Raw genomic sequence first — 24395 nt, forward strand, 5'->3', positions numbered from 1 at the left:
CGGCCGCTGGGTCGTCGCCTCGCCGATCGCATCGAGCGCCGTCGCCGGCACGCCGCCGGGGCAACTCACCGTCACCAGATTGGCCATGGCCCGCGCCGCCTCGCGCAGATCGGCGGGAATTTCGGTTACGTCCGGCCCCAGCATCCACAGCCGTTCCTCGAGTTCGGGATCGATGGGCTGCGGCTCCTTGGAAACCACGCTGCACCCCTCCGGCGCGCCTTCCAGCGTCACCGAATCCTCTTCTGGAAACGTAAAGGCCGCATAATATTCCGGATCGCCAACCTCGATGTCGTAGATGCCCCCGACCGACTGCGGTTCGGCAAAATTCATCGAAAACGTCAGCGTCACCCGCCCGTCCTCATAGACCATGGACGGATCGCTCGCCCCGGCCACCGCCGCAGAACCGCCGGCGCCTTCGGGATCGCCGAACGTGTAATAGGAATAAAAATCGAGCCCCTCGATGTTTTCCTCGGCCAATGGCTGCAGTTCGGCGGGTGTGAGCACCCCGTCTCCATCCGCATCGAGCCCCTGAATGGCCCAGGCGGAAAAATATTCGTCGAACGTCCAGTGATGCCGCATACCGACAATCGCGCCGTCTTCGAACAGCACTTCGCCCGCCGCGTCGATCCACACATGGGGATGAGCCAGCGCCGGGCCGCCCCATCCAACCAGCGCGGCAAGGCAACCGGCGCCTATCGTTTTGAGAAAATTTCGGGCCATGGAATCAGGAATTGACCGGGTGGGTTTCGAACCATTCGACGAGAAAATCGATAAGCGCGCGCACCTTGCCCGACAAATGCCTGCGGTGCGGATAGACCGCCTGCAAAAATGGACGTTGCGGCAGATAGTCGGTCAGCACCGGCACCAGTTCCCCCTTGGCAATGGCCGAATCGGCAAGAAAGCTCGGCAGTAGCGCGAAACCGAGGCCCTTTTGTGCCGCAACCAGCGCACCGGCGGGAGAATTGACCCGAACCGGCCCATCCACATGAATGGCAATCGTGCGGCCTTCATCGACGAACTGCCAATTGGCCTGTCCGGTCATGTTGGTATCGATGATGCACGGCACGCCCTTGAGCGCCTCGGGTGTTTTGGGCACGCCATACGCCTTGATCACCTCCGGCGTCGCGCAGACCGAAACCGAAGTTTCCGCGATCTTGCGGGCGATCAGCGAGGTATCCGACATGCGCGAAATGCGCAGCGCCACATCGATTCCCTCTTCGACAAGATCGACCATGCGGTCTTCGAGCCGCAGATCGAGCGTTACGTCCGGATGGGCGCGGGTGAATTCGAACAGCGGTTCGAGCAGCGTCGATTCCCCGAAATTGCGCGGCGCCGACACCCGCAATATGCCGCGCGGCGCTGCTGTCTGCTCGGTGATCGTGGCATCCAGATCGTCCAGCTGCGAGAGGATTTCCCGCACCTCGCGATAATAGGCCTCGCCCGCCTCGGTCAGGCTCAGCTTACGCGTCGTGCGGTTCATCAGCCGCGCCCCGAGATAATCCTCGAGATCGGTGACATATTTGGAGAGCAGCGCCTTGGACCGGCCGTGAATGCGCGCCGCGGCCGAAAACCCTCCAGCATCGAACACCTGCACGAACGCCCTGATACGGGCCAGATCCTGGCTCATTAACGCTCCTTTGGCGAATCTCTGAGCCAAGAAAGGTCGAACCGGGCCACATCGTCAAGCAATTGTGCAAAACCTTCAAGGATGTGATCGGCCAGCGCGGCACCCTTTTGGGCACTCCCGGCACGCGCATCGCCAACCACGCCGAGCCGATTGAGGTCCGAACTCAACCACCCGAACCGGTGCCGCCCATAGGCTGAAAGATGGGTCATCCCCGCCTCGATCGTTTCGAGCGCCGATGAGAAGTTGGCGGCTTCGCCCATATCCACCGTGTGGGGGAGGTAATGGAGCATCAGCGCCGTCTCGATGGCTCCGCCATGGATGCCGTATTTCCGTTCATGCGCGTCAAAAAGCCCCTCGGGCATGCCGAACCGCATCCAGGCCGTGCCGACCGCCAGCATACCCAATTCGGCCCGCGCTTTAAGGATCACGTTTTCGACCACCGGCGTATTGCCCCCATGGCTCGAAACGATCACCAGCCGTTTCCCGCCTGCCTTGGCCCATTCCCCGGCAACACCGAACCACTCGGCAATCAGCTCGCCTTCGTCCCTGCTCTGCGTCCCATCGGCCCACATATGCTCGCGCGACGCCCCTATGCGCTGGATGGGCAGCACCACTGCGTCGATTGGACTGGAGAGATAGCGGGCCAGAGCGTTAAGGTGACCTTGGGCAATGTCGCAATCGGTCGAAACGGGAAGATGGGGGCCGTGCGCTTCGGTTGCGCCAACCGGCAGAATGGCGATAGTCCCATTGCCGACCGCCACATCGGCAAGCGCGTCGATGTCGTTTACGAAAGTCAGCGGCAAGGCGCATCCCCGAAAATTTGTAATATCGACCCTATAGCGCACCAGGAGCGCGGACAAGCAATGCGGCCCCTGATTAACTTTCCCGCCAAAGGCGATTCGACGCGAGCCCCGGTTTTGGCTAGATCAATATCCATGAGCAAATCCGCTGCCGGCTCGACCCTTTACCGTCTGATCGAAGCGGGCCATCTGGCCCGGCAGGCTCTGCTCGCCCCGCTCGCGGCGCGCGGGCTCGAAGCGGGCGACGATGCCATCCTGCTCGGTCTCGCCGATCCCGCCGGCACAACCACCGACGCGCTCGCCCGGTTCACCGGTCTGCCCGCTGATCAGCTCGACGCAAGACTGGCCCGCCTCGAAGGCCGCGACCTGCTGCTGCGCCTTGCCGTAGGCCCGGAAATGGAACCCGGCGCCCGCCTATCGCAACAGGGCCACGCCATGCGCCAGTCCATAGAGGACCACTGGGCCCACCTCGAGCAGACCCTTGCCGACGACCTCGGCGACAAACGCCACAAGCACCTGCGCAAGGCCCTCAAGCGCATCATCGAAGTGCTCAGGTTTTAGCGCAAGCGGGTCCGTCACAGGCCGGCGCTGGGGGCGGCTTTGGGGTGGGAAGTTGAAGGACTGCTATGGCGACCGAGCCAGGAAAACAGACCTTAGGGGATGTAGCTAAGCCGGATTACAAGGTCATCAATCTGCTCACTGCCGGCCAGGCGCAGGGGGGGTCGGGCGGCAGCGAAAAATGGGGTGCCGTGTCCTAGTACCTCTGGGTGGAGGTAAATCCGGTATTCATCGATCAGACCCAAATCGGTCAGGCGTTGCGCAAGCTTGGGTCCGCCAACTTCGATCTCTCCTTGCGCCTCAGCCTTCAACCGGCGCACTTCCGCTTCGAGGTCGGGACCGAGGATCGTGGCATTGCGCCCGACAGTTTGCAGCGTGCTAGACACCACCCATTTAGGCGCTTTGCGCCATGCTTTCGCAAAGGCATGATGATCGGCATCCCAGCCTGGTTGGTCTTGGTCCCAATAGCTCATGAGCCCATAAAGATGGCGGCCATAAAGGCTGCCGGCAAGGCTGTCCGTCTGGTCAACGAAGTGACGAAACAGCTTGGGACTAGGCGGCGTCATCCGATCATGGTCCACGTAGCCGTCCAGCGACTGGTTCATTCCAAAGAAAAGCTTGGCCATCTCGTGCCTCCCAATTGGCAGACATCGCGTCACGCCACGTTCAATTGTTACCGAAACTGTGGTAGCAGTCAGCCCAAGGCGAAAACCATCCCTATTTTGCAATCGGTTTTGAGTTCAATGAGAGTTCGACGCTCAGGATGCCCAATCAACCTCACCCTCGAAAACTTCGGTGATCGGTGGAGCCTTATCATTCTGCGTGATGCTATGTTTGGCGGTCGCCGCCGGAGCTTCCGATCATTTCTGAGCGAAAGTACGGAAGGCATTGCGTCCAACATTCTGTCCGACCGCTTGCAGCGTCTCACTACCAATGGAATGCTCACACGCGCTTCTGATCCCGGCCACAAGCAGAGAATTCTCTATAGCTTGACTGAAAGCGCGATCGAACTGGTGCCCCTGATGGCCTTCATGGGAAGCTGGGGGATAAGACACGCACTTCCTTCATTCGAGCTTTCACAACGGGCACGCGTTCTGGAGGAGGGTGGCCCTCAGCTTTGGGCAGAGTTCATGGCCGAGTTGCGGCACATCCATCTGGGTTCGCCTGCGCCTGAGTTTTCCGCTCTGGCGAAGATGCAGGCAGCATATGAGGCCGCGATTTCCGCTTAGAACAATAGTAGCGATCAGGGGGTCCGATGTCATGGTCGAATGCCCAAGACGTCGAAACCTGCCCGTTTGCTCTTAAGCGTATCGCTCCCCAACAATCACCCCCACGCAATCTTGGCCCCCCTTGCGTTTGCATCGCCCCAGCCCCGGTGCAACACTCGACTGCCAGCAAAGGAGAGCACCCATGTGCCGCAACATCAAGCCGCTGTTCAATTTCGAGCCGCCCGCCACAAGAAACGAGATGCACGACGCCGCGCTTCAGTTCGTGCGCAAGATTTCCGGCACCACCCGGCCGTCGAAGGTCAACGAAGCCGCCTTCCATGAAGCAGTCGAAGAGATCGAGAAATCCGTGCGCAAGCTGCTCGCTACCATGGACACCAACGCCCCGCCCAAAAACCGCGAGATCGTTGCCGCCAAGGCCCGCGAGCGGGCAAGCGAGCGCTATGCGCGCCCTGCCTGAACCGTATTGACCGCAGTCCTCACGCCTCGGCCCTGATCGCCCGCGCCTCGGCCAGCGTCATTTCAGTATGCACCTGCCATCCATCGCCGGTTTGCGGAAAATCGGTGCGAAAATGCCCGCCACGGCTCTCGGTGCGTTTGAGCGCCGCCGCCGCGACCAGTGTCGCCGACGTCACCATGTTGAGATAGGCGCGGGTGACTTCCAGCGCGGTGTTCTCAAGCTCCAAAAGCCCGCGCAGCGCCCGTTTAAGCCCGGCCGCATCGCGCTCCACCCCCACATCATTGCTCATGATGGCCCGCAGATCCTTGACCGCCCTGAGGTTGCGCAACACCTCCTCGGCCCGCGCGCCCTTTTCGGCATCCCAGGCGATGCCGGCAAAGTCGGGCAGCGGTCGCCGCTGCGGCTCCAGTCCCGAGATGTCCTCGGCAATCCGCGCACCATAAACGATCGCTTCGAGCAGCGAGTTCGACGCCAGCCGGTTTGCCCCGTGTAACCCCGTGCACGACGCCTCCCCGCACACCCAGAGCCCGGGAAGCGAAGACCGTCCATCCTCGTCCACCTTGACCCCGCCCATGTGATAATGGGCCGCCGGCGTCACCGGGATCGGCTCGGCAACCGGATCGATCCCCGCCATGCGGCAATAGTCGGCGACCGTGGGATAGGCCGTGAGAATTTTTTCCCCCAGCGCCGCCCGCGTATCGAGAAACACGTCCCGCCCTGCCTTGATCTGTCGGAAATTGGCCCGCGCCACGATATCGCGCGGCGCCAGTTCGGCATCGGGATGAATATCGGCCATGAACCGCTCGCCTAAATCGTTGACCAGGATCGCCCCCTCCCCCCGCAACGCCTCGGTCGCCAGCGGCGCCGGATCGCGCCCGGTCAAAATCGCTGTCGGGTGAAACTGCACGAATTCGGGATCGGCAATCACCGCTCCGGCCCGCGCCGCCATACCCATGGCGTGCCCCCGCACCGAGGGCGGGTTTGTGGTCACCGCATAGAGCCCGCCCAAACCGCCTGCCGCCAGAACCGTCGCCCGCGCCCGGATGAACACAGGTTCCACATAGCGATCCCCCAGCCGCCTGCAGAACACCCCGACGATCCGCCCGTCCGCATGGGCCAGATCGACGGCGGTAATCCCCTCGACGACCCGTATCGAGGGCGTGGCCCTCACCTTGGCGATGATCGCCTGCATGATGGCGTGCCCGGCGCGGTCCCCCGATACCCGCACCACCCGGTTGGCCGAATGGGCAGCTTCGCGCGATAAAATGAACTGCCCCAATCCATCGCGATCGAACGGGGTGCCCCAACGCGCCAGATCCTCGATCCGCGCCGCCGCCTCCCCGGTCACCGATTCGGCAACCCCGTGATCGACGATCCCCGCCCCTGCCATTTCGGTATCGGCTGCATGGGCCTGCGCGCTATCGCCCGCACCGACCGCCGCCGCCACCCCGCCCTGAGCCCAGGCCGATGACGCTCCAGAACCCAGCGGCATGGGCGAAAGCACGGTCACCGGCCGCGGCGCCAGCTTGAGCGCACAAAACAGCCCCGCCAGCCCCGCCCCCACAATCACCACGCCTTCGGCGTTAAAGACGTTGTCGAAAATGTCCAAGAAAATGCCCCCCCGAGAACCAGCGCTAGTTCTTCGGCCGCGAAAATTCGATCATCCGCTCGACCGCCGCCCGCGCCGGCTCCATCAGTTCCTCGGCAATCGTCACTTCCTCGGTGCCCGTGTGCAGGCTCCAGAGGATATTTTCGAGATTGATGCGCTTCATGTGCGGGCAGATGTTGCAGCCGCGCAGGAACGCGACACCCTCGGTTTCCGCCGCCACATTGTCGCTCATCGAACATTCGGTGACCATCACCACCTTGGCAGGCCGCTCGGTCTTGACCCAATCGATCATCCCCGACGTCGAGCCGGCAAAATCGACGGCATCGATCACCTCGGGCGGACATTCGGGATGGGCGATGATCTTGGCGCCCGGATAGGCGGCCCGCAATTCTGCGATATCGTCGGCGGTAAAGGTCTCGTGCACCTCGCACGCGCCTGCCCAGGTGACGATCTTCTTTTTCGTCTTTTTCGCCGTGTTCTGCGCCAGAAACTGGTCGGGGATCATCATCACCGTGTCGCCCTCGACCGCCTCGACGATTTCGAGCGCATTGGACGAGGTGCAGCAGACATCGGTCACAGCTTTCACCGCCGCCGATGAATTGACGTAGGTCACCACCGGCACGCCCGGATATTGCGCCCGCATGGCCAGGACATCCTCGGCCGTGATCGAAGAGGCCAGCGAGCATCCTGCCCGGCTGTCGGGGATCAGAACGCGCTTGGACGGGTTGAGCAGTTTGGAGGTCTCGGCCATGAAGTGCACGCCGCACTGCACGATGGTTTCGGCCTCGACCTTGGTCGCCTCGATGGCCAGTTGCAGGCTGTCGCCCACGATATCGGCGACACCGTAAAAGATCTGCGGCGTCTGGTAATTGTGCGCCAGGATCACGGCGTTTTTTTCGCGCTTGAGTTTATTGATCTGGAATATCAGCGGCGCATAGAACGGCCATTCGATCTCGGGGATCCGATCCTTGACCTTCTCGAAAACCGGACGCGTTTCGGTTTCAATCGCCTTGGAAAATTTCAGATCGAAATCGGCGGCCAGAACGGCCCGCGCCTCTTCGATCGGTGTCAGGGCGTTGATCTGCTGGATCATGTTCGGGCTCCCCCGCCTGCATCGACATGGCCGCAAGCGACCTGCGGCAGAAGCGTTTCCAGCAAAAGTCGGCGGCACTTTTGCGGTTCGGAAACGCGACAAAACAAATCCTGGATCATCCAGGCTCTTCAAGCCTGGATGACTTAGGGAGTTTTCGTTCCCAATTCAATAAAGCCCGTGCTAGAGCACGGAGAACCCATAGGACTTTAGTTGGAGATCGCCATGGCCCAGGACGCAGCAACGCTCAAATCCATCCTTTCGGCGGCGCCCGTGGTGCCGGTCATCATCCATGATGATGTCTCGAGCGCCCGCAATCTCGCCGAAGCGCTGGTGGCCGGCGGATTGCCCAACCTCGAAATCACCCTGCGCACACCCAATGCGCTCAAGGTCATCGAAGAAATGGCCAAGGTCAAAGGCGCAATCGTCGGCTCGGGCACCGTGCGCCGCAAAAAGGATATGAAAGCCTCCCGCGACGCCGGCTGCCAGTTCATGGTCTCGCCGGGCGCGCCGCTGGCGCTGCTCGAAGCGGCCGAGGATATCTCGATCCCTCTGCTACCCGGCATCGCCTCGCCCACCGAAGCCATGGCCGCCTCGCTGATGGGCTATAGCTATCTCAAATTCTTCCCCGCCGAAGCCATGGGTGGAACGCCCGTGCTCAAGGCCTTCGCTTCGCCCCTGCCCGACATCATGTTCTGCCCCACAGGCGGCATCGATATCGAAAATGCGAAAATCTATCTGGGCCTTTCCAACGTCATCTGCGTTGGCGGCTCCTGGGTCGTTCCCGCCGATGCCATCGCCGCCGGCGATTTCGACAGGATCGAGGCGCTTGCCCGCGAAGCGGCCAGCCTCGCCCAATAGATGAAACGGCCCATTCCCGCTTCCGGCCTGGGCCATCTGCGGATCGTGCTCGATGAAAACTTCTACATCGGCCCCGGCCGGGCCGACCTGCTCGAGGGAATCGAAAAAACCGGCTCGATCAGCGCCGCCGGCAAGGCCATGTCCATGAGCTACAAGCGCGCCTGGACCCTGGTTCAAGCGCTCAACGATGGGGCGGGCACCCCGTTGGTCGAAACCACCCGCGGTGGCAAGGCGCAGGGCGGCGCCCATCTCACCGAAGCGGGCCGCGAACTCCTTTTCCGCTACCGCGCCATCGAACAAAAGACCCGGGCCGCTATCGAACCCGACGTCGAGGCCCTGCGCACCCTCGTCCGACGCACGCCCCCAAAACCCTAGCCATTGCCTTTCACACCCGCTTCATGCCAGAAATCGATATGTCTGGATAAACATATCGAGGGTCACTTTTGCTTCGCCTTCCCATCGCCACGCTTGCGATCCTCGCTGCATCGGGGCCTGCCTCGGCGCAAGACGCCCGGATCGCCGTCGCCGCCAATTTCACCGCTACAGCCCAAAAACTCGGCGCCGCTTTCACGGCTGAAACCGGCAGCGAAATCGCCTTTTCCTTCGGTTCCACCGGCCAGCTCTACGCCCAGATCACCCAAGGTGCCCCCTTCGACGCGTTCCTCTCGGCCGACGCCGCCACGCCCGCGCGCCTTCTTGACGAAGGCTTGGCCACAGAGGGCAGCGGTTTCACCTACGCGGTGGGCAAGCTGGTCCTGTTTTCCACCCTCCCCGATCTGGTCACCGGCCCGCAAAGCCTGAAGGGAAATTTCACCCACCTCGCCATCGCCGAACCCGCCGCCGCCCCTTATGGCGCTGCCGCAATGGAAGTGCTCGAGGCTCTAAATCTCACAGAAGCGCTCGCCGGCAAGCTGGTCATCGGCCAGAATATTTCCCAAACCTACCAGTTCGTCGACACCGCAAATGCTGAACTTGGCTTCGTCGCGCTCTCCCAGGTCGCCGGGCGCACCGATGGGTCACGCTGGGTGGTCGAAGACCTTCACACCCCCATCACTCAGGACGCCGTGCTGCTCGACGCCGACAACCAGCCCGCTATCGCATTCCTCGATTTTCTTGTCACCGACCCCGCCCGAACCATCATCCGATCCGATGGCTACGGGACGATCGAGCAATGACACTGTTCTGGGAAATCTGGCCGGCCATCCGGCTCACCCTCTCGCTGGCCTTCGTCACCACCCTCATCCTCGTGGTCATCGGCACGCCCCTCGCCTGGTGGCTGGCCCGCTCGAAATCGCGCTGGACGATCATCGTCAACGCGCTGATCGCCTTGCCGCTCGTTCTGCCGCCAACCGTTCTGGGCTTTTATATGCTCATCCTTTTGGGCACCGCCGGTCCGGGCGGCTGGCTGGCCCCGCTCTGGGGCGGGCGCAGCCTCGCCTTCACCTTCCCGGGCCTGGTCATCGGCTCGGTGCTCTATTCGCTGCCCTTCGTCGTCCAGCCGCTGCGCAACAGCTTTGCCGCCATCGGCCCCGGCCCGCTCGAAGCGGCTTACTCCCTCGGCCTCGACTTTCGAAAGGCCTTTGCTCTGGTCATCCTGCCCCTTGCCCGCCCCGGTTATCTCACCGCAGCCGTGCTCGGCTTTTCCCATACGGTGGGCGAATTCGGCGTGGTGATGATGATCGGCGGCAACATTCCAGGCCAGACCAAGGTGCTCTCCATCGCCATTTTCGATTACGTCGAACAGCTCCGCTGGACCGAAGCGCACATAATCGCCTTCGCCATGCTGGTCTTTGCCTTCGTGGCGCTGGCCCTGACCATGAGCGTCGACCGAGCGGTGTCCCGCATCCAGCCTTAGAGCGTTTCCAGGATAAGTGGAAACCACTTATCCGGTTCGGAAGCGCGACAAAACAAAGACTTAAATAGTTGCACGGTTTCCGTGAAACGGCGCAACGAGCTTAAGCCGGTTTTGGCCCCTCTGCGGTTTCCGTGCTGTCCGGCGCCCCCGCGTAAAAGGCCGAAAGCCGTTTGTAGGGCCGCGAATTGAGCGCCAGAATGGTCACCAGCACCCCGATCAGCCCCGCCACCGTGAACACAAGCGCAATGCCGCGATCAGGCCCGGTGCCGAACCAGCCGCCAATCGTTTGCGCGCCCTGTCCGTCGGTCATGAACGGGATCACCACGAACTGGGTATAGGGCCCGATCAGGAACGCCGTCAGCGGCGAGGCCGCCTGTTCGACCGATTGGGCAAACCCGAACACCCGCCCCTGCCGCTCCAGCGGAACCACCTTTTGCAGCGTTGTGTGTTCGGCCGCCTCGGCATAGGGCGCCATGAACATCCACACGAAACACCCCGCCGTCAGAAGCCAGATCGAGGATTGCAGCGTGAAAACGCAGCACACCGACCATGTGATAAGGTTGACCAGCAGCAGCGTGCGCAGAGGATTTTTGCCCAGCCCGGTGCGCGAAATCACGATCCCCGAAACGATGAACGCCGTCGAGAGCACCCCGAACAGCAGCCCCCAGACCTCGACCGAAACCAGCGAAAGCCCATAGGCATCGAGCAGCGCCATGAAGATGCCGCCGAGGAAATTGTTGAAGGTGGCGAAAAAGATCAGGGCAAACAGCCCCGGCACCGCCGCGATGATCGCTATCGTGCCAGCGATATCCACTGTGCGCGGCGGCTGGATTTCCCCCTCGACCGGCACCGGGCGGCCTTCATTGACCCGCAGAAATCCCAGATGAACGAACGCCAGTATCGTGGACGCCAGCGCCAGGATAAGCACCAGCCACATCCCGCCCCAGGCAACAAGGAACCCCGAGATCACCGAAGTGGTCAAAAACCCGATGCCCGTCACCATCCCCACCAGCCCGTTTGCCTTGTCGCGCTCGTCCTCGGCGATCATGATGGTCACCAGCGTCGGCAGCGCAATCGAGCGGATATTGCCCGCGATCACGCCGAGCATGACCAGCAGGACGAACACCCACAGATAGGGGCCGAACGGATCGGTGAACGCGCCCGCTGGTTCGGCCAGCAGCATCACCAGCGCCGCGACATAAAAAAGAAACGAGACAAGGCTCGATCCCATCATCGCTATGCGCTTGGAATTGTGGTCGACGATCGAGCCCAGCCAGAACCCGAAAGCCGCCGTGAACACCAGATAGATCCCGGCGATCATGCCGGTCGCAAACACCGACTGGGTCTCGATGAAGATCCAGAAGGTGATCGCGAACCACACCGTAAAGTTCGTGATATTGGCAACCAGATTGTTGCCCAAAATCTGATGAAATGGGGTCATGGCCGTGTCCGGATCGTTCGAGGTGCGACATTACGTCCGGCGGCACCCATCGGCAATCACCAAACGCTTGACCCCAAGGACGCTGCGCCTCACCCCGTCCCGACAGCATTATCTTAAATGGATGTCGATCGTAGGTTGTGTGGAGAGTTGGGTCAGGCCACCATCACCCGAATCTCCAAGCAACCTAACGCTCACCCACGATGTCGCGGACACCATCCTCGACGGTTGGAGCGGTGCTGCCGCATTCGAACCCGTCGATCAACTCGTCGGCCAGTCGCCGCGCCCGCTCGTTGGCGCCTTCCGTAGCGGCGACATAGGCCATTGCGCACGCCCCGCCGCCGTCGGGCTGCCCCACCTTGGAGACCACAAGAAGCTGCCGCGTCCAGTCGCCCATCGCGTCGGCGATGAACCAGCGCTGGATCGCCGCGACGGGCCGCTCGGTGTTCCGGTCGATCCGCACCCGCCATTCCACGGTGTCATGGGCGTAATTGAACGGCGCGAACGTCGCCATGCCGGACTCCGTGGCAAAGCCGTATGTAACGCTGTCCCTCCCGTCCGAAGAGCGCAGAACGAACGGATATCCCGCATGCCCCGTGCACACGAAATCGGCCCACTCGCCTTCATTGTCGGGCGCGCGGTCGATCAGGTTGCAGTCGGCATCGAGGTCGTATTGCGTATATTCGCTGATCGCCTGGCCCATGACGGGCGTGGCACCGAGCGAGACCAGAGCGAGAGCGGCCAGCAGCTTTTTCATGGCAATGGGTCCTTGTGGAATTTCGGGGTCAAACCTGTTGCAACAATCGGGCGGCAATATGCCGTTCAGGCGCTTTTCAATACAGCCTCGACCTCGGCCCGGCTCGGCGGATGACACCCCACAAATCCGCAATTGAGCCCCGCCGTCACCGCCCCGAACGCCAGCACCTCGCCAAGCGCCTCTCCATCGAGCGCCCCAAGCCGCCCCACGGCCAACCCGTCGCGGTCGGCAAGTGCCGCAAGCACCCCGGCCATCAGACTGTCGCCTGCCCCAACCGTATCCCCGAACACCGCCGGCCGATGGATCGGCGCTTTCGCCTCGGCCGATGCCGTAAAGGCCCGCGAGCCCTCCTCGCCCATCGTCACCACCACCAGTTCCACATTGGGCCGGGCCAGCAAACTTTTTACGTGCGCCTCGATGCTCATCGACCCATCGAGCGCCGCAAGATCCTCGTCGGAGACCTTGACGATATGGGCAAGATCGAGAAACGCGCCGAGCCGTTCCTTGTACCCGACAAAATCGGAAATCAGCGACGGGCGCACATTGGGATCGATTGAAAGAACCGCGCCGCGCGCCGCCACCTCCCCGACCACATCGAGCCAGATTTGCGCATCCTCTGCCTCGATCGGCAAGAACCCCCCGATCTGGAACACATCGATCGTCTCGGGCAGCGCCGCCATCAGTTTCTCGCGCGAGATATCGCGCTCGGCGGTACCCTTGCGATAAAACGCATAGGCTGGCAGCCCTTTGGCATTGCGCGTCACCACCGCCAGCGTCGTATTGCAGTCGGACCGCTCGGAAATCAGCGGCACGACCCCGGCATCATTGAGCGGCCCCATCAGCAGATCGCCGAACGTGTCCTTGGAGATCGGGCATAAAAACCCCGATTTCTGGCCCAGCTTGGCCAGCGCAATGGCGCAATTGTAGGGCGACCCGCCCTCATGGGCGCTCATTTCCATCGCCGCGCCCGCCTCATGCGGTCTGGCGACAAGATCGATAAGGCTTTCCCCTGCAACCACGAACATCGCGTCCTCCCCGTCTCAAGGCCCGGCCTGTTTACAGAACCTCTGGGCATCCGCCAAGATCATGAGCAGATGTTTACGCACCGAACGGCGCACACAGCGATACCCGCGACCGCGCCTGCAACCTTTGCCGGGCCGGGGCATTGTGCCCCTGATACTTTTTCCATTTTTAGCACGAGGAATTGTCATGGACGTCGTCGACGTACGGATCGATCCGTTTCCCAGCCAGCGCGAACTCTCCGATCTCTGGCGGGCCACGTGGGAGATCGATGGAGTTTCCGATTTCCAGTCCATTCTCACCCGCAGCCTCACCCATGTCGGCGCCTATCTTGGAGACCGCATCATCGGTTTTACCAACATGGCCTGGGATGGCGGCATTCACGGGTTTCTGGTCGATGCCTGCGTACACCCCGATTTCCGTGACCACGGGATCGGCCAGTCCATGGTCGAAGCGGCCCTCAAGGTCGCCCGCAAGCGCGGATTGCAGAAAGTCCATGTGGACTTCGAGCCCCATCTGCGCGATTTCTACCTCTCCTGCGGCTTCAAGCCCACCGACGCCGGGGTTTTGACCATCGACTAAGGACGACGCAACAATGGCCGAAAACCATGAACAACGGCTCATCGCCCTCGAAGAGCGTCTGGCCCATCAGGACCAGACCATCGAGGAGCTAAGCGCCGTCATCACCGGCCAGTGGCGCGAAATCGACAGGCTCAAGCGCCAGCTCGCCATGATCGACGACCAGATCGCCGCCGTCGAACAGCTTGCCCGCACCGGCAAGGCCGAGCCCCCGCCGCCCCATTATTGATCAGCTGCACCAGCTTTGGCGCGCGCCACCCCAGCGGCGCGCCAGCCCCTCGGCGACCAGCATCATGCCCAGCGATTGCCCGTCGCGTTCGAGCACTCGCAGCTTGCGCCCGTACATGTCGGCGTCGCGATGATCCCAGAGCGTCATGGTGAACCCGCCCCCATTGACCAGTTCGAGCATCCGAAGCGTCGCCCGGTCGCCAAGCGCCTTTTCCTCGGCGCAGCCGTAATCGCGCACTTCGGGCGTATCGATATCGGCAATCCGCACCGATTGCCCCTCGATCCGGATCGTATCCCCATCGATCACGCAGGTCCCCCCGCTCCCCGCGCACAGCGAGAAATGGTGCACGACCGTCTCGTAGCCTGAAGCCGCCTCCGGCACCTCGAACCCGGGAACCTCGACATAGCCCCGCTCGATCGCCACCCAGCCCAGTGCCGCCACCGCGATCAGCGCAACCAGCGGCTCGAGCACCATCGGCACCCGCCGCCGCGGCTGCGCCGTAAACCGCGCCCGCCCGAAATTCGCTCTCACCCGCATCGCCGAATCGTCTCCACGCCCTTTACGGCAGACGATAGCCAACAGGTTCTAACGGGCCGTAAGCGCCAAGCTGGGCGATCTACCGTTAGGACTTACACGGCAAGGCAGAGATATTTGATGTTGAGATAATCCTCGATCCCGTATTTGGAGCCTTCCCGGCCGAACCCCGACTGTTTGACCCCGCCGAACGGCGCCACCTCGGTCGAAATCATCCCCGTATTGATCCCCACGATCCCGTATTCCAGCGCCTCGGCGACGCGGGTCACTCGCGATATGTCCTTGCCATAGAAATAGGCCGCCAGCCCGAATTCGGTGGCATTGGCCAACTCGATCGCCTCATCGACGGTTTCGAACTTGAACACCGGCGCCACCGGGCCAAAAATCTCCTCGCGCGCCAGCCGCATCTCGCTGGTCGCTCCAACCAGAAGCGTGGGCGGATAAAAGGTCCGCTCCCCGGTCGCAGCCCCGCCCATGACCACATCGGCACCCTTTTCCCTCGCGTCGCCCACAAGCTCTTCGACCTTGCCCACCGCCTTGTCGGTGATCAGCGGGCCCAACTCGACCCCATCGTCCATGCCATTGCCAAGCTTGAGCTCGGCCATCTTGTCTTTGAGCCGCGCCACGAACGCATCATGGATACCCGCCTGCACATAGACCCGGTTGGCGCAAACGCAGGTCTGCCCCGCATTGCGGAATTTCGATGCCATGGCCCCCGCGACCGCTGCATCGACATCGGCGTCATCGAACACGATGAACGGTGCGTTCCCGCCCAGTTCCATGCTCATGCGCTTGATCCCGTCCGCGCATTGCCGCATCAGGATCTTTCCCACATTGGTCGAGCCGGTAAAGGATATCTTGGCGACCTTGGGATTGGCGCACAATTCCTGCCCGATGGCCGCCGAGTCCGTGCCCGGCACGATGTTGAGCACCCCGGCCGGAAATCCCGCCCATTCCATCAGCCGTGCAATCGCCAGCGCCGAAAGCGGAGTTTCCGACGCGGGCTTGGAGACCACAGTGCATCCCGCCGCCAGGGCCGGCGCCAGTTTCCTCGCCAGCATCGCGTTGGGGAAATTCCAGGGCGTAATGACCCCCACCACCCCCACCGGCTGCTTGATGACGCTGATTCTGGTGTTGGCGGTGTGCCCGGGGATCGTATCGCCATAGACGCGCCGCGCCTCCTCGGCGAACCATTCGATAAAGCTGGCGCCGTAAAGAATTTCCCCGCGCGCTTCCTTCCAGGGCTTGCCCATTTCCAGCGTCAGGATGGTGGCCAGGTCGTCGGCGTTTTCCACCATCAGCCGATGCAGGCTTTTGAGCAGATCGGCCCGCTCCTTTGCCGATTTTGCCGCCCAGCCCGGCTGTGCCGCATGGGCGGCATCGATCGCCTCGCGCGTTGCATGGGTCGAAAGGTCGGGAATCTGCGCCAGCACCTCACCGGTTGCCGGATTGGCAACCCGAAACACCTTCCCCCGCGAGGAGACCGTGTTCCACTTGCCGTTGATAAAGCCGCCGGCTGCAATCAGCCGCGGTTCCTTGAGCCGATCGGTGAGCGCGGATGTCAGGGTCATCGGGAGCCTCCTTAAAAGAGCGTTTCCAGGATACGTGCAGTCCACTTGTCCGGTCCGCAAACGCGACAGAACCAGGACCGGGATCATTGCGCCGCTTCCAGGAAACGGTGAAATGATCCTGAGTGTTTTTGCGATTGAACGCCTCAAATTGCCCAATGGCAACAGCAACGCAATGGTTGCGGTTTCGCTAGTCAGGTTCGACAAAACTGTTATAATTACGAGCAATGCCGATTTGACGACGGGCCGAATGGATACCGCCGAAACGACCTATTCCTTTCTTTCCAGTTCGGCTGAAATGCCGCGTGGGTCCATGGCCGCCAGAGTGGCCGCGCAATTGCGCAACGCCATCATCGAACTCCGCCTGCCCCCCGGCACCATGCTCGACAAAGCTCAGATCTGTGCCCGGCTCGGCGTCTCGCGTTCCCCGGTGGCCGAAGCCTTTGCACGACTGGAATCCGAAGGACTGCTCGATATCCTTCCCCAACGCGGCACCGTGGTGTCCTTCCTCTCGCTCGGCGCCATCAAGGAATACATCTTCATCCGCAAGGCCCTCGAGGGCGAGGCGGTTCGCACGCTCGCCTCCCACCGCCCACCCGGTCTCATCGAGCGGCTGGAAGCCAATGTTCAGGCCCAGCGCGAAAGCGCCCGCAACGAGGACCGGCAGACCTTCCATCGTCTCGATTTGGAATTTCACGATGAGCTGTTGGGTGCGCTGGACTACAGGCGCATGAAGGCTGTCGTCGATACCGCCCGCAACAATCTCGATCGGGCCCGGCAGATGACCAACACCATCCGCCGCATCGCCGTCGGCATCGAAGAACACGCCAATATCGCCGCCGAGATAAAGGCCGGAAAAGGCGACCGGGCAGCCCGCGCCATGCATGTTCATCTCGATGGCATGATCAGCGAAACCGAAGCCCTGGCCGACCGTCATCCCGAACTTTTCGTCTCCCGCGCCGCCAGTCGCGGCCCCGCCCCATCCGGCGTTATTCGCGATTTGGCAACAATCCGTCGCGTTCCGTCCACTTAATCGGAACGCGTCCCGGGGTTATCTTGATGGCAACAAACGGCCACGGAGATAATGCCATGCTCGACACCGGACCCAGCGTCGCAACGCCGCTTCTGGTTCCCACCCGGACCCGTCTGGGACAGATCCATATTGCCGTCACCGACCCCGAGCGCGCCCTGTCCATCTGGCGCGATGTTGTCGGACTGACCCTGATAAACCGGACACCCGACCGGCTCGAACTGGGCGCTGGCGGCAAGGTGCTTGTTGTGCTCGAAACCGGCGCCGACGGGCCGGTCGTCCCCCATACCGTCGGGCTCTACCACGTCGCCATTCACGTTCCCACGCGCCGCGATTTCGCCCGCATGCTCAACCGTGCCATCACCGCCCGCATTCGCATCTCCCCCACCGACCATCTGGTCTCCGAGGCGCTTTACCTGTGGGATTTCGACGGCAACGGCATCGAAATCACCTTCGAAACCCCATGGCGCGGAAAATTCGTCGAACATGACGAACTGATGGCCGTAACCCCGGACGGCAAAACCCATTCGGGCCGCGAGCCCATCGACGTGCCCGGCCTTATGGCCGAACTCGACGGCGACGAAACCCCGTTCGCCCCCATGCCCGAGGGCACCCGCATCGGACACGTCCACGTCCATGTGGACGATCTCGATACCGCCATGGGCTTTTACCGCGACCAGATCGGCTTTGCCGGCCAGCTTCTCTCGCGCCGTTACGGCATGGGCGACGTCAATCTCGATTATGCTCCCCACATTCTGGCCTTCAACATCTGGGCCGGCCGCAATCCCGCAATGCCCCCCGTCGGCGCATCGGGCCTGCGCTGGTTCGAAATCGTCGTCCCCGACGCAAAAACCCTCTCGGAAATTCGCGACCGCCTCATCACCGCCGGATCGGACGTCGAGGACATCGAAACCGGCATCGAAACCCGCGACCCCGCCGGCAACCGCCTGCGTGTTCTACTCGCTTAGGCCGTGTGGTGGAGAGTTAGGTCAGGGTGAGCCGAAAATGGTAGTCTTTGAGAACCGGAGCGGAGCGTGCTTTCGGGTACGTGAGCACCGGAAGCGCAAAAGACTGCCATTTGCAGGCCGCCCTCACCGAACTCAGCGGCGCGCGATGAGGTCGATCTCGACAAGCGCCCCAACCGCCAGCCCGGTCACCCCGATTGTCGTCCGGGCCGGTAGTTTTCCGGGCTCGAAATATGATTGATAGGTCGCATTCATCTCGGCGTAGTCGCGCTCGAAGGCGGTGAGATAAATCCGCGCCATCGTGATGTTTTCAAGCGACAACCCGATCCCGCCCAGCACGATTGCCAGATTGTCCATCACCCGCCGCGTCTGCGCCACGATGCCCTCGGGCAGCGGCGCATCGGGGGCGTCGGGATCGGTGGGCATCTGTCCGGTGACAAACACCCAGCCATCGGCCTCGACGGCATGGGAAAACGGGGCGACCGGACGCGGGCCGCGCTCGATCATGTGATGGATGGGCAGGCTCATGGGAACTCCTTGATATCGGGCAAGAGAGTGCAAAGCCTTGCTCTTGCCGTCAACCGGAACCATCTCTTGTGCGTTACGCTCACACCGAAGCGCTTGTAAGGAACACGCCATGGCCATCGATCTCGACATCCACCACACAGTGAACGGCGACCATGGACGCTATTGGGCCGACCTTGACGGGGGCGCGCAGGCCGAAATGACCTATCTGCGCCGACCGGACCGCTCGATCATCATCACCCACACCGGCGTTCCGCGCGCCTTCGAGGGCCGCAGCATTGCCCTGCAACTGGTCAAGCGCGCCGTTGCCGATGCGCGTGAGGGCAATTTCAAGATCGTCCCGCAATGTCCCTATGTGGCCGTGCAGTTCCGCCGCCATCCCGATTGGGACGACCTGCTGGTCTAGACGGCCTCGCTGTCGATCGCCTGCGCGACCGTTCGGTCATCGGTCGCATCGTCGTCGGCGTCCTGGCCCATGGCCATCTCGCGCTCGAACAGCACCACCCGGTCGCGGCCCTCTTCCTTGGCCCTGTAGAGCGCCGCATCGGCCATTTCGGTGGCAAGCTCGAGGCTGTCCTCGACCAGCACGAGCACCGCGCCGATACTGATGGTCACCGCCAGTCGCTCTCCGTCCGAGAGAACCACCGGCATTTGGCGCATCATGTCGGTGAGCGCGTTGGCGATCTGGGACAACCCCTGTGGCGAGCAGTCGCGCACCAGAACGATGAACTCGTCTCCGCCCCACCGCGCACAGACATCCACGCGCCGCAGTGACGCTTTGAGGCGCCGGGCCACCTCGATCACCACCTGGTCGCCCGCCGAATGGCCCGCGGTATCGTTGACGGCCTTGAAGTTGTCGACGTCGATCAGCATCAGCCCGTTGATCCGGCTGGCATCGTCCTCCCGGCGACGATTGACGATGAACTTTTCCTCGAACCCGCGCCGATTGTCGATCTTGGTCAACGCGTCGAGATTGACCAGTGACTGGAGCTGCTCGGTGCGCTCGCGCACCTGGCTCTCAAGGCTCAGCCGCGCATCGGTAATCGTATCGGACATTTCGATCAGCGTGCGCGACAGCCTGCCGATTTCGTCGGCGCTGCGATCGGGCTCCATCACCGCCCGCCTGCCCTCGCGCAGGGCGACAAGCCCGCCCTCCACCTTTGCGAGCCGGTCGAGCACCGCGATGCGGAAAATCCAGCTCAGCGCCAGCCCCACCGCCAAAAGGATCGCGATGGCGGCCAACCCGACGGGCAAAAAGATTTGCCGGTCAATGATGGCATCGAGGTCCATCACCGTGATGTTGTACCAACCGATGTGATCGAGATAGCCCACCCCGACCAGCTTGGGCATGCCCCCCATGGTCAGCGTCGCAGTGCGAATCTGGTTGGGGGCCTCCATCGCCCCGTTCATCATGGCCCGCAACAGCGCCATGTCTTCAAGGGTATCGACAAGTGAAAACACTGTCGTCTTTTCGGCGATGTCCTTGGTGATCGAGCGGAAATCGACGAGCGAAGCATCCCGGTGTGCCTGCACCGCGCCGCCTTGATCGACAAAGATCGAATCGACGCCCGGCTGGGGCAAATCGACCACCTCGCGGATGAAATCGGTCAGATCGAGCCCGGTGCCCACCATGCCCAGAACTTCCCCGCCCCTGTTGACCAGGCAGTTGATCCAGACCTTGGTGAGCCTGAGCCCCTCGTCGACATTGACGTTGAGATGACACCCCTCGCGCCGCTCCCGCGTCGCGTAATACCAGGCATCGCGCTGCAGGGACGGCTCCAGAGTGTAGCTGTAGGGATCCGCGCCAAAACTGTTCTGGGCGTCGTTGAAATAGTAATTGCCCGAAGCGTTGACGACCAGGAAAACGCTCTGGTCCGTAAACGATCTCCGGTAGTGCTCCATTTCGGCCAGCCCGCGCGCCATGCGCTCGGGGTTCTGTTCGTCGGCGAACCAGTCGACCATGACCGGAGAACGGCTGAGTGCCTCGGCCAGCGAAATTTCCCGGCTCAGCGCCGCCATGCCGCGATAGCGGTCATACTGGACCTGCCGTTCGGCGATCATGGTGCCAAATTGGAGCGTCAGGGAGTCGATGATGCGGTTGATGGCAAACCAGCCGGCAAGGCCCACAAGCACAAGCGCAGCAAGCACGAGCCAAAGGACCCGTGTGCGCAAACTCGGTCCGGCCAGTCGTCCAATCAGCGATTTCATCATCGCCCGCTTTGCCCCCAACAGCGCCGGCGCACTCATGCGCCGGCACCACAAAACCGTATCGGGCCAGTGGTTTACGCTCTGTTACCCATGATTGAAGTCCGCGAGAAATTCCGCGGTGGCCGCCAGTTCGGCCTGCACGATTTCGTGACCGCCCTCATGCCAGGCGATCTTCGTCGCCGCTCCCTGGGCGCCGAACCAGTCGGCCAGCGCCTGGGTGAGCGGTGCCGGGCAGATCGGGTCTCGCCGCCCCGCCGTAATCAGCACGTCCCGCTCTGCAAGCCCGTGCACCGGCTCGGGAGTCCAGGGGATCAGCGGGTGCATGAGCACGCTCGCATCAATCAGTTCGGGATGGGCCATCATCACCGAGGCCAAAATATTGGCGCCATTGGAATAGCCGAGCCCGATCAGCGGGCCATCCGACTTCAGCCCCTTCAGGAACCCCGCCATCTTCTCGGTCCGCACCGCAAGGTCGTCCATGTCGTAAACGCCCTCACCGGTCCGCCTGAAATAGCGCAGCGCTCCACCCTCGGACACATCGCCCCGTATGGCGACCAGCCGGGCCTGGGGCAGCAATTGCCGCCCCAGATTGAAGAACTGGTTCTCGTCGCCCCCCGTGCCATGCAGCAGCACGAGCGTGGGAGCAGCCGGCCCCTGCCCGGCATGCTCCTTGGTGAAATAGGTTTCGCTCATCGGTCAGTCCTTTATTTCGGGCAGATGGGTTTCCAGCCACGCCCGCAGATGTTCGTGCTGGCTGGGCAGTTTGAGCGCCTCGCCCAGATGGGCGGTGTCCTCGTCCTTGTCGAAACCGGGCTCATTGGTCGCGATCTCGAACAGAACGCCACCGGGCGTGCGGAAATAGATCGCATAGAAATAATCGCGATCGATCACCGGGGTCACCTGATACCCTGTGTCGAGCAGCGCCTGACGCACCGCCTTCTGGGCTTCGCGATCGTCGACGGCAAAGGCGATGTGGTGCACCGATCCGGCTCCCAGATCGCCGCGCGGCATGTTGGGCAGGGTCTGCAAATCGATAATATCGGCCCCATTGCCGCCCGGAATCACGAACCGCTTGATTCCCTTGGAGGTGTCGGCGTGTTCATACCCCATGAATTTGAGCAGCTCTTCGGTCGCCCCGCTGTCGCCAAGCCGCAAGCTGGCCCCGGCAAAACCACGGATCGCCTCGTCCCCGGCCACCGCTCCGCCGGTCCAGGGGGCCCGCGCGTCGCCCTTGGCTTCCACGAGCGCGAAACTGTCGCCATCGACGGCGGTAAACCGCAGACGGTTTTCCCCGAACGCCTCTTCGGAAATCACCCCGCCAACGCCCTTTTCGGCAAAGCGCTCCTTCCAGAACGAAAGGCTGCCCTCAGGCACCGAAAACACCGTCTCGCCCACTTCGCCGGTGCCGGGGCGGCCGCGGATGATATGGGGGAACGGGAAATAGGTCATCACCGACCCCGGCGTTCCCGCCTCGTCGCCATAATAGAGATGATAGACCGAAGGCTCGTCGAAATTGACGGTCTTTTTGACCCGGCGCAGACCGAGCGTATCGGTAAAGAAGTGATTGTTGGCATCGCCATCGCGCGACATCGACGTCACATGATGCAGGCCCCTGATCTGGTTGAGCATGATCCGATCTCCGGTTAAGGCCCCTCCGGGCTCTGTTGGAGACCAATATAGTCCAGCCACCGGTCCGGATAATCCGGACTATGGTTCATTCATTATTCGATATTGCCGAACGATCAGTCCCCGGCGGGGGAAATCCGATACGCACACCGCCGCGCGCCCATAACGATATGATCGGTGCGCTCCACCTTCGCTCCGGGCCCCAATACATCGCGGAATACCGCCAGTTCGGCCCGGCAGAAATTCTGGCAAGCCGTCGCCGCCGCGCAGATCGGGCAATGGTTTTCATAAAGCACATAGCCGCCCTCGCCATCGGGCTCCCAGTCGGCCATATACCCCTCGGCCGAGCGCAGATCGGCCAGCCGAGCCACCCGCTCGCCCAGCCCGCCCGCATCGCTCATCGCCGCGTGATAGACCGATTTGGTGCGCTCCTCGCGCGCATCGATGATCCGCGAGAGCACCTCGGCCCCCAGCGTGTCGCCCACGATACCCAAAAGCTCGACGGTGAGCGCCGCATGGGTGTCGGGAAACCGCGATTGTCCCGCCGCCGTCAGGCGCCAGAACTGGGACGGCCGCCCCACCCCGCGCGACTGGCTCCAGCTTTCCACAAGTCCGTCCTCGGACAGCCGCACCAATTGCTGGCGCGCCGCTTCCCCCGACGTTCCAAGCGCCCGGCCCAACTCGCCGGCCGTCTTGTCTCCGTGCATCTTGAGGTGGAACAGGACGCGCTCGGCCGCATTGCGCGGAGACCAGGTTGCGGCCTCGGGCAAGGGGGGCGAATTTTCAATAACCGGTTTGCTGCTTGACATGGCTCCGGAGCGACATTTAGAAAGCACTTACTTGGAAAATACAGAGACCGGGTCGCAAGATCAAGCCCTGCCGGTTTCTCTACACCGATCGGCGCTCCGAACAGCCCTGAAATGACAAAACCGAACATCAAATTGCCGCCGGCCAGCCCGGCCCTTGCCCTCGCTCTGGCCGACCACCCCGCCGCCGCCGACGCGGTGCCCGCATCCCAGTTTACCAGCGCCATGAGCACGCTGGCCGCATCGGTCACTGTCGTGACCGCCCGTTCGGGCGACAGCCAGTACGGCCGCACCGTCACCGCCATGCTCTCGCTGAGCGCCGAGCCGCCCGCCGTCGTCGTCTCCATCACCCGCGACACCGATCTGGCCCGCACCATCGACGCCGCCGGCCGCTTTTCGCTCTCGGTTCTCGCAGAGGACCAGCAATCGGTCGCGGACGCCTTTGCCGGCTGGGGACCCGACGATCGTTTTGCGGTCGACGACTGGCAGCTCTGGCCCTCGGGTCAGCCCCTGCTTTCCGGCGCCGTCACCAGTCTCGATTGCGTCCTGGCCGGCGCAATCGTTTTGGACACCCACACCCTCTACGCCGGCATCGTCACCCACACCCGCTCCTTCCCCGATCGCGCCCCGCTCATATGGCACCGGCGCGGCTACAAGGGTCTCGATCAGTCCTGAGAGCGATCGGCAGCAGGCTCGGCGGCCTGTTGCGCCTCGATCTTCCGGCTGGTCTTTTTGGTCCGCCGTTCGTTGAGCTTGGCCCGGACGAACGCCTTGAGTTCCCGCCCGCTCATGAACACGGGTACGCGGGCTTTCTGGGCGTCCTGGTCGATGGCCAGCCCGGCTTCGGACACCTCGCCCTCGATATCGACCTCGCGCACGATCAGCTCGAGCGCCCCGATGGCCACGCGGTCGCCGATTTCCGCCGTCCCGCCCAGCCGCTCGCGCATATAGTCGCCAATGGTTTTCTCCAGCGAAACATTGGGCCCGATCTGGGCGTCATAGGCATCCTTGAGCGCAACGAGCG

Annotated in this window: 29 protein-coding genes and 1 pseudogene; 13 read left to right on the plus strand and 17 right to left on the minus strand. The window is 62.6% G+C overall.

What is annotated here, in order from left to right:
* From AACZ55_RS08220 to AACZ55_RS08230, 3 genes are all read right to left on the minus strand, one after another.
* A partial coding sequence (locus AACZ55_RS08220; RefSeq protein ID WP_339645066.1) for a DUF1007 family protein occupies window positions 1-720 on the minus strand: 720 nt, incomplete at its 3' end.
* A 4-nt stretch (window positions 721-724) separates the two neighbouring features.
* Complete coding sequence (locus AACZ55_RS08225) at window positions 725-1627, minus strand: LysR family transcriptional regulator (RefSeq protein ID WP_338609237.1); 903 nt, start codon at window positions 1625-1627, stop codon at window positions 725-727.
* Window positions 1627-2430 carry a creatininase family protein gene (locus AACZ55_RS08230; RefSeq protein WP_338609235.1) on the minus strand — a complete coding sequence of 268 codons (804 nt, stop codon included), beginning with the start codon at window positions 2428-2430 and terminating at the stop codon, window positions 1627-1629. Before AACZ55_RS08230 ends, AACZ55_RS08225 begins: the two co-directional genes overlap by 1 nt.
* A 132-nt stretch (window positions 2431-2562) precedes the next feature.
* On the opposite strand from AACZ55_RS08230, the gene AACZ55_RS08235 reads away from it, so the two are divergent.
* A complete protein-coding gene (locus AACZ55_RS08235) occupies window positions 2563-2988 on the plus strand; it encodes a hypothetical protein (RefSeq protein WP_338609233.1) in 426 nt (141 codons plus the stop codon).
* A gap of 92 nt (window positions 2989-3080) precedes the next feature.
* On the opposite strand, the gene AACZ55_RS08240 is transcribed toward AACZ55_RS08235, so the two are convergent.
* Window positions 3081-3611, minus strand: coding sequence for a dihydrofolate reductase family protein (locus AACZ55_RS08240; RefSeq protein WP_339645069.1), 531 nt, complete (start codon window positions 3609-3611; stop codon window positions 3081-3083).
* 117 nt (window positions 3612-3728) lie between these two features.
* Here AACZ55_RS08240 and AACZ55_RS08245 point away from each other — a divergent pair, with 117 nt between their 5' ends.
* Window positions 3729-4214 carry a helix-turn-helix domain-containing protein gene (locus tag AACZ55_RS08245; RefSeq protein WP_338609229.1) on the plus strand — a complete coding sequence of 162 codons (486 nt, stop codon included), beginning with the start codon at window positions 3729-3731 and terminating at the stop codon, window positions 4212-4214.
* 181 nt (window positions 4215-4395) lie between these two features.
* The gene (locus AACZ55_RS08250) at window positions 4396-4671 is read left to right on the plus strand and encodes a DUF2277 domain-containing protein (RefSeq protein WP_338609227.1); all 276 of its coding nucleotides are present in this window, start codon (window positions 4396-4398) and stop codon (window positions 4669-4671) included.
* Between the two features lie 19 nt (window positions 4672-4690).
* On the opposite strand, the gene AACZ55_RS08255 is transcribed toward AACZ55_RS08250, so the two are convergent.
* Together AACZ55_RS08255 and nadA are read right to left on the minus strand one after the other, a co-directional pair.
* The gene (locus AACZ55_RS08255) at window positions 4691-6280 is read right to left on the minus strand and encodes an L-aspartate oxidase (RefSeq protein WP_338609226.1); all 1590 of its coding nucleotides are present in this window, start codon (window positions 6278-6280) and stop codon (window positions 4691-4693) included.
* Window positions 6281-6305: 25 nt separating this feature from the next.
* Window positions 6306-7373 (minus strand): quinolinate synthase NadA, encoded by a 1068-nt coding sequence (gene nadA / locus AACZ55_RS08260; protein ID WP_339645074.1) that lies wholly within the window; start codon window positions 7371-7373, stop codon window positions 6306-6308.
* Between the two features lie 222 nt (window positions 7374-7595).
* Here nadA and eda point away from each other — a divergent pair, with 222 nt between their 5' ends.
* From eda to modB, 4 genes are all read left to right on the plus strand, one after another.
* The gene (eda, locus tag AACZ55_RS08265; protein WP_339645077.1) at window positions 7596-8231 is read left to right on the plus strand and encodes a bifunctional 4-hydroxy-2-oxoglutarate aldolase/2-dehydro-3-deoxy-phosphogluconate aldolase; all 636 of its coding nucleotides are present in this window, start codon (window positions 7596-7598) and stop codon (window positions 8229-8231) included.
* Window positions 8232-8606, plus strand: coding sequence for a winged helix-turn-helix domain-containing protein (locus AACZ55_RS08270; RefSeq protein ID WP_339645080.1), 375 nt, complete (start codon window positions 8232-8234; stop codon window positions 8604-8606).
* 68 nt (window positions 8607-8674) lie between these two features.
* Entirely contained in the window at window positions 8675-9406 is a 732-nt protein-coding gene (modA, locus tag AACZ55_RS08275) for a molybdate ABC transporter substrate-binding protein (RefSeq protein WP_339645083.1), read from the plus strand.
* Complete coding sequence (modB, locus tag AACZ55_RS08280) at window positions 9403-10086, plus strand: molybdate ABC transporter permease subunit (RefSeq protein WP_338609220.1); 684 nt, start codon at window positions 9403-9405, stop codon at window positions 10084-10086. Before modA ends, modB begins: the two co-directional genes overlap by 4 nt.
* Window positions 10087-10186: 100 nt before the next feature.
* On the opposite strand, the gene AACZ55_RS08285 is transcribed toward modB, so the two are convergent.
* From AACZ55_RS08285 to AACZ55_RS08295, 3 genes are all read right to left on the minus strand, one after another.
* Window positions 10187-11527, minus strand: coding sequence for an MFS transporter (locus AACZ55_RS08285; protein ID WP_339645087.1), 1341 nt, complete (start codon window positions 11525-11527; stop codon window positions 10187-10189).
* A gap of 184 nt (window positions 11528-11711) precedes the next feature.
* A complete protein-coding gene (locus tag AACZ55_RS08290; protein WP_339645090.1) occupies window positions 11712-12281 on the minus strand; it encodes a hypothetical protein in 570 nt (189 codons plus the stop codon).
* Between the two features lie 65 nt (window positions 12282-12346).
* Entirely contained in the window at window positions 12347-13306 is a 960-nt protein-coding gene (locus AACZ55_RS08295) for a PfkB family carbohydrate kinase (protein WP_339645092.1), read from the minus strand.
* 184 nt (window positions 13307-13490) lie between these two features.
* On the opposite strand from AACZ55_RS08295, the gene AACZ55_RS08300 reads away from it, so the two are divergent.
* Together AACZ55_RS08300 and AACZ55_RS08305 are read left to right on the plus strand one after the other, a co-directional pair.
* Window positions 13491-13883 (plus strand): GNAT family N-acetyltransferase, encoded by a 393-nt coding sequence (locus tag AACZ55_RS08300; RefSeq protein ID WP_338609213.1) that lies wholly within the window; start codon window positions 13491-13493, stop codon window positions 13881-13883.
* Between the two features lie 13 nt (window positions 13884-13896).
* Window positions 13897-14109, plus strand: a complete 213-nt coding sequence (locus tag AACZ55_RS08305; RefSeq protein WP_338609211.1) for a SlyX family protein — start codon at window positions 13897-13899, stop codon at window positions 14107-14109.
* Here AACZ55_RS08305 and AACZ55_RS08310 read toward each other — a convergent pair whose 3' ends face one another.
* Together AACZ55_RS08310 and AACZ55_RS08315 are read right to left on the minus strand one after the other, a co-directional pair.
* The gene (locus AACZ55_RS08310) at window positions 14110-14646 is read right to left on the minus strand and encodes a thermonuclease family protein (protein ID WP_339645099.1); all 537 of its coding nucleotides are present in this window, start codon (window positions 14644-14646) and stop codon (window positions 14110-14112) included. It lies immediately after the preceding gene.
* A 92-nt stretch (window positions 14647-14738) separates the two neighbouring features.
* Window positions 14739-16214 carry an NAD-dependent succinate-semialdehyde dehydrogenase gene (locus tag AACZ55_RS08315; RefSeq protein WP_339645102.1) on the minus strand — a complete coding sequence of 492 codons (1476 nt, stop codon included), beginning with the start codon at window positions 16212-16214 and terminating at the stop codon, window positions 14739-14741.
* Window positions 16215-16461: 247 nt separating this feature from the next.
* Here AACZ55_RS08315 and AACZ55_RS08320 point away from each other — a divergent pair, with 247 nt between their 5' ends.
* Window positions 16462-17244, plus strand: a complete 783-nt coding sequence (locus tag AACZ55_RS08320; protein WP_339645105.1) for a GntR family transcriptional regulator — start codon at window positions 16462-16464, stop codon at window positions 17242-17244.
* A 56-nt stretch (window positions 17245-17300) separates the two neighbouring features.
* Window positions 17301-18209 (plus strand): VOC family protein, encoded by a 909-nt coding sequence (locus AACZ55_RS08325; RefSeq protein WP_339645108.1) that lies wholly within the window; start codon window positions 17301-17303, stop codon window positions 18207-18209.
* Window positions 18210-18341: 132 nt separating this feature from the next.
* Here the strand turns inward: AACZ55_RS08325 and AACZ55_RS08330 are convergent, their stop codons facing one another.
* Window positions 18342-18713: a RidA family protein gene (locus AACZ55_RS08330; protein WP_339645128.1), complete on the minus strand. Its 372-nt coding sequence runs from the start codon at window positions 18711-18713 to the stop codon at window positions 18342-18344.
* 130 nt (window positions 18714-18843) lie between these two features.
* On the opposite strand from AACZ55_RS08330, the gene AACZ55_RS08335 reads away from it, so the two are divergent.
* Window positions 18844-19137, plus strand: coding sequence for a GNAT family N-acetyltransferase (locus tag AACZ55_RS08335; protein WP_339645111.1), 294 nt, complete (start codon window positions 18844-18846; stop codon window positions 19135-19137).
* On the opposite strand, the gene AACZ55_RS08340 is transcribed toward AACZ55_RS08335, so the two are convergent.
* The 4 genes from AACZ55_RS08340 to AACZ55_RS08355 form a co-directional block, all read right to left on the minus strand.
* Complete coding sequence (locus AACZ55_RS08340) at window positions 19134-20978, minus strand: GGDEF domain-containing protein (RefSeq protein WP_339645114.1); 1845 nt, start codon at window positions 20976-20978, stop codon at window positions 19134-19136. The genes AACZ55_RS08335 and AACZ55_RS08340 overlap by 4 nt on opposite strands.
* A 45-nt stretch (window positions 20979-21023) precedes the next feature.
* The gene (locus AACZ55_RS08345) at window positions 21024-21632 is read right to left on the minus strand and encodes an alpha/beta hydrolase (protein ID WP_339645116.1); all 609 of its coding nucleotides are present in this window, start codon (window positions 21630-21632) and stop codon (window positions 21024-21026) included.
* Between the two features lie 3 nt (window positions 21633-21635).
* Entirely contained in the window at window positions 21636-22568 is a 933-nt protein-coding gene (locus AACZ55_RS08350) for a VOC family protein (protein WP_339645119.1), read from the minus strand.
* A 113-nt stretch (window positions 22569-22681) separates the two neighbouring features.
* Window positions 22682-23374: a metalloregulator ArsR/SmtB family transcription factor gene (locus AACZ55_RS08355; RefSeq protein ID WP_339645122.1), complete on the minus strand. Its 693-nt coding sequence runs from the start codon at window positions 23372-23374 to the stop codon at window positions 22682-22684.
* Window positions 23375-23485: 111 nt separating this feature from the next.
* Here AACZ55_RS08355 and AACZ55_RS08360 point away from each other — a divergent pair, with 111 nt between their 5' ends.
* Window positions 23486-24046: a flavin reductase family protein gene (locus tag AACZ55_RS08360; RefSeq protein ID WP_339645125.1), complete on the plus strand. Its 561-nt coding sequence runs from the start codon at window positions 23486-23488 to the stop codon at window positions 24044-24046.
* On the opposite strand, the pseudogene AACZ55_RS08365 reads toward AACZ55_RS08360, so the two are convergent.
* A pseudogene (locus AACZ55_RS08365) lies at window positions 24037-24395 on the minus strand (potassium/proton antiporter); the annotation flags it as partial. The gene AACZ55_RS08360 and the pseudogene AACZ55_RS08365 overlap by 10 nt on opposite strands.

Source organism: uncultured Pelagibacterium sp. (genome assembly GCF_963972885.1).
GTDB lineage: Bacteria > Pseudomonadota > Alphaproteobacteria > Rhizobiales > Devosiaceae > Pelagibacterium > Pelagibacterium nitratireducens.

Bases quoted from the DNA above. Each gene is read 5' to 3' on its own strand.
- AACZ55_RS08340 (WP_339645114.1), bottom strand. From the start codon at position 20,978: ATGAGTGCGCCGGCGCTGTTGGGGGCAAAGCGGGCGATGATGAAATCG.
- AACZ55_RS08360 (WP_339645125.1), top strand. From the start codon at position 23,486: ATGACAAAACCGAACATCAAATTGCCGCCGGCCAGCCCGGCCCTTGCC.
- AACZ55_RS08335 (WP_339645111.1), top strand. From the start codon at position 18,844: ATGGCCATCGATCTCGACATCCACCACACAGTGAACGGCGACCATGGA.
- AACZ55_RS08240 (WP_339645069.1), bottom strand. From the start codon at position 3,611: ATGGCCAAGCTTTTCTTTGGAATGAACCAGTCGCTGGACGGCTACGTG.
- AACZ55_RS08300 (WP_338609213.1), top strand. From the start codon at position 13,491: ATGGACGTCGTCGACGTACGGATCGATCCGTTTCCCAGCCAGCGCGAA.
- AACZ55_RS08225 (WP_338609237.1), bottom strand. From the start codon at position 1,627: ATGAGCCAGGATCTGGCCCGTATCAGGGCGTTCGTGCAGGTGTTCGAT.
- AACZ55_RS08330 (WP_339645128.1), bottom strand. From the start codon at position 18,713: ATGATCGAGCGCGGCCCGCGTCCGGTCGCCCCGTTTTCCCATGCCGTC.
- eda (WP_339645077.1), top strand. From the start codon at position 7,596: ATGGCCCAGGACGCAGCAACGCTCAAATCCATCCTTTCGGCGGCGCCC.
- AACZ55_RS08235 (WP_338609233.1), top strand. From the start codon at position 2,563: ATGAGCAAATCCGCTGCCGGCTCGACCCTTTACCGTCTGATCGAAGCG.
- nadA (WP_339645074.1), bottom strand. From the start codon at position 7,373: ATGATCCAGCAGATCAACGCCCTGACACCGATCGAAGAGGCGCGGGCC.
- AACZ55_RS08355 (WP_339645122.1), bottom strand. From the start codon at position 23,374: ATGTCAAGCAGCAAACCGGTTATTGAAAATTCGCCCCCCTTGCCCGAG.
- AACZ55_RS08295 (WP_339645092.1), bottom strand. From the start codon at position 13,306: ATGTTCGTGGTTGCAGGGGAAAGCCTTATCGATCTTGTCGCCAGACCG.
- AACZ55_RS08290 (WP_339645090.1), bottom strand. From the start codon at position 12,281: ATGAAAAAGCTGCTGGCCGCTCTCGCTCTGGTCTCGCTCGGTGCCACG.
- modB (WP_338609220.1), top strand. From the start codon at position 9,403: ATGACACTGTTCTGGGAAATCTGGCCGGCCATCCGGCTCACCCTCTCG.
- AACZ55_RS08250 (WP_338609227.1), top strand. From the start codon at position 4,396: ATGTGCCGCAACATCAAGCCGCTGTTCAATTTCGAGCCGCCCGCCACA.
- AACZ55_RS08310 (WP_339645099.1), bottom strand. From the start codon at position 14,646: ATGCGGGTGAGAGCGAATTTCGGGCGGGCGCGGTTTACGGCGCAGCCG.
- AACZ55_RS08305 (WP_338609211.1), top strand. From the start codon at position 13,897: ATGGCCGAAAACCATGAACAACGGCTCATCGCCCTCGAAGAGCGTCTG.
- AACZ55_RS08350 (WP_339645119.1), bottom strand. From the start codon at position 22,568: ATGCTCAACCAGATCAGGGGCCTGCATCATGTGACGTCGATGTCGCGC.
- AACZ55_RS08345 (WP_339645116.1), bottom strand. From the start codon at position 21,632: ATGAGCGAAACCTATTTCACCAAGGAGCATGCCGGGCAGGGGCCGGCT.
- AACZ55_RS08285 (WP_339645087.1), bottom strand. From the start codon at position 11,527: ATGACCCCATTTCATCAGATTTTGGGCAACAATCTGGTTGCCAATATC.
- AACZ55_RS08270 (WP_339645080.1), top strand. From the start codon at position 8,232: ATGAAACGGCCCATTCCCGCTTCCGGCCTGGGCCATCTGCGGATCGTG.
- AACZ55_RS08245 (WP_338609229.1), top strand. From the start codon at position 3,729: ATGAGAGTTCGACGCTCAGGATGCCCAATCAACCTCACCCTCGAAAAC.
- AACZ55_RS08325 (WP_339645108.1), top strand. From the start codon at position 17,301: ATGCTCGACACCGGACCCAGCGTCGCAACGCCGCTTCTGGTTCCCACC.
- AACZ55_RS08315 (WP_339645102.1), bottom strand. From the start codon at position 16,214: ATGACCCTGACATCCGCGCTCACCGATCGGCTCAAGGAACCGCGGCTG.
- AACZ55_RS08320 (WP_339645105.1), top strand. From the start codon at position 16,462: ATGGATACCGCCGAAACGACCTATTCCTTTCTTTCCAGTTCGGCTGAA.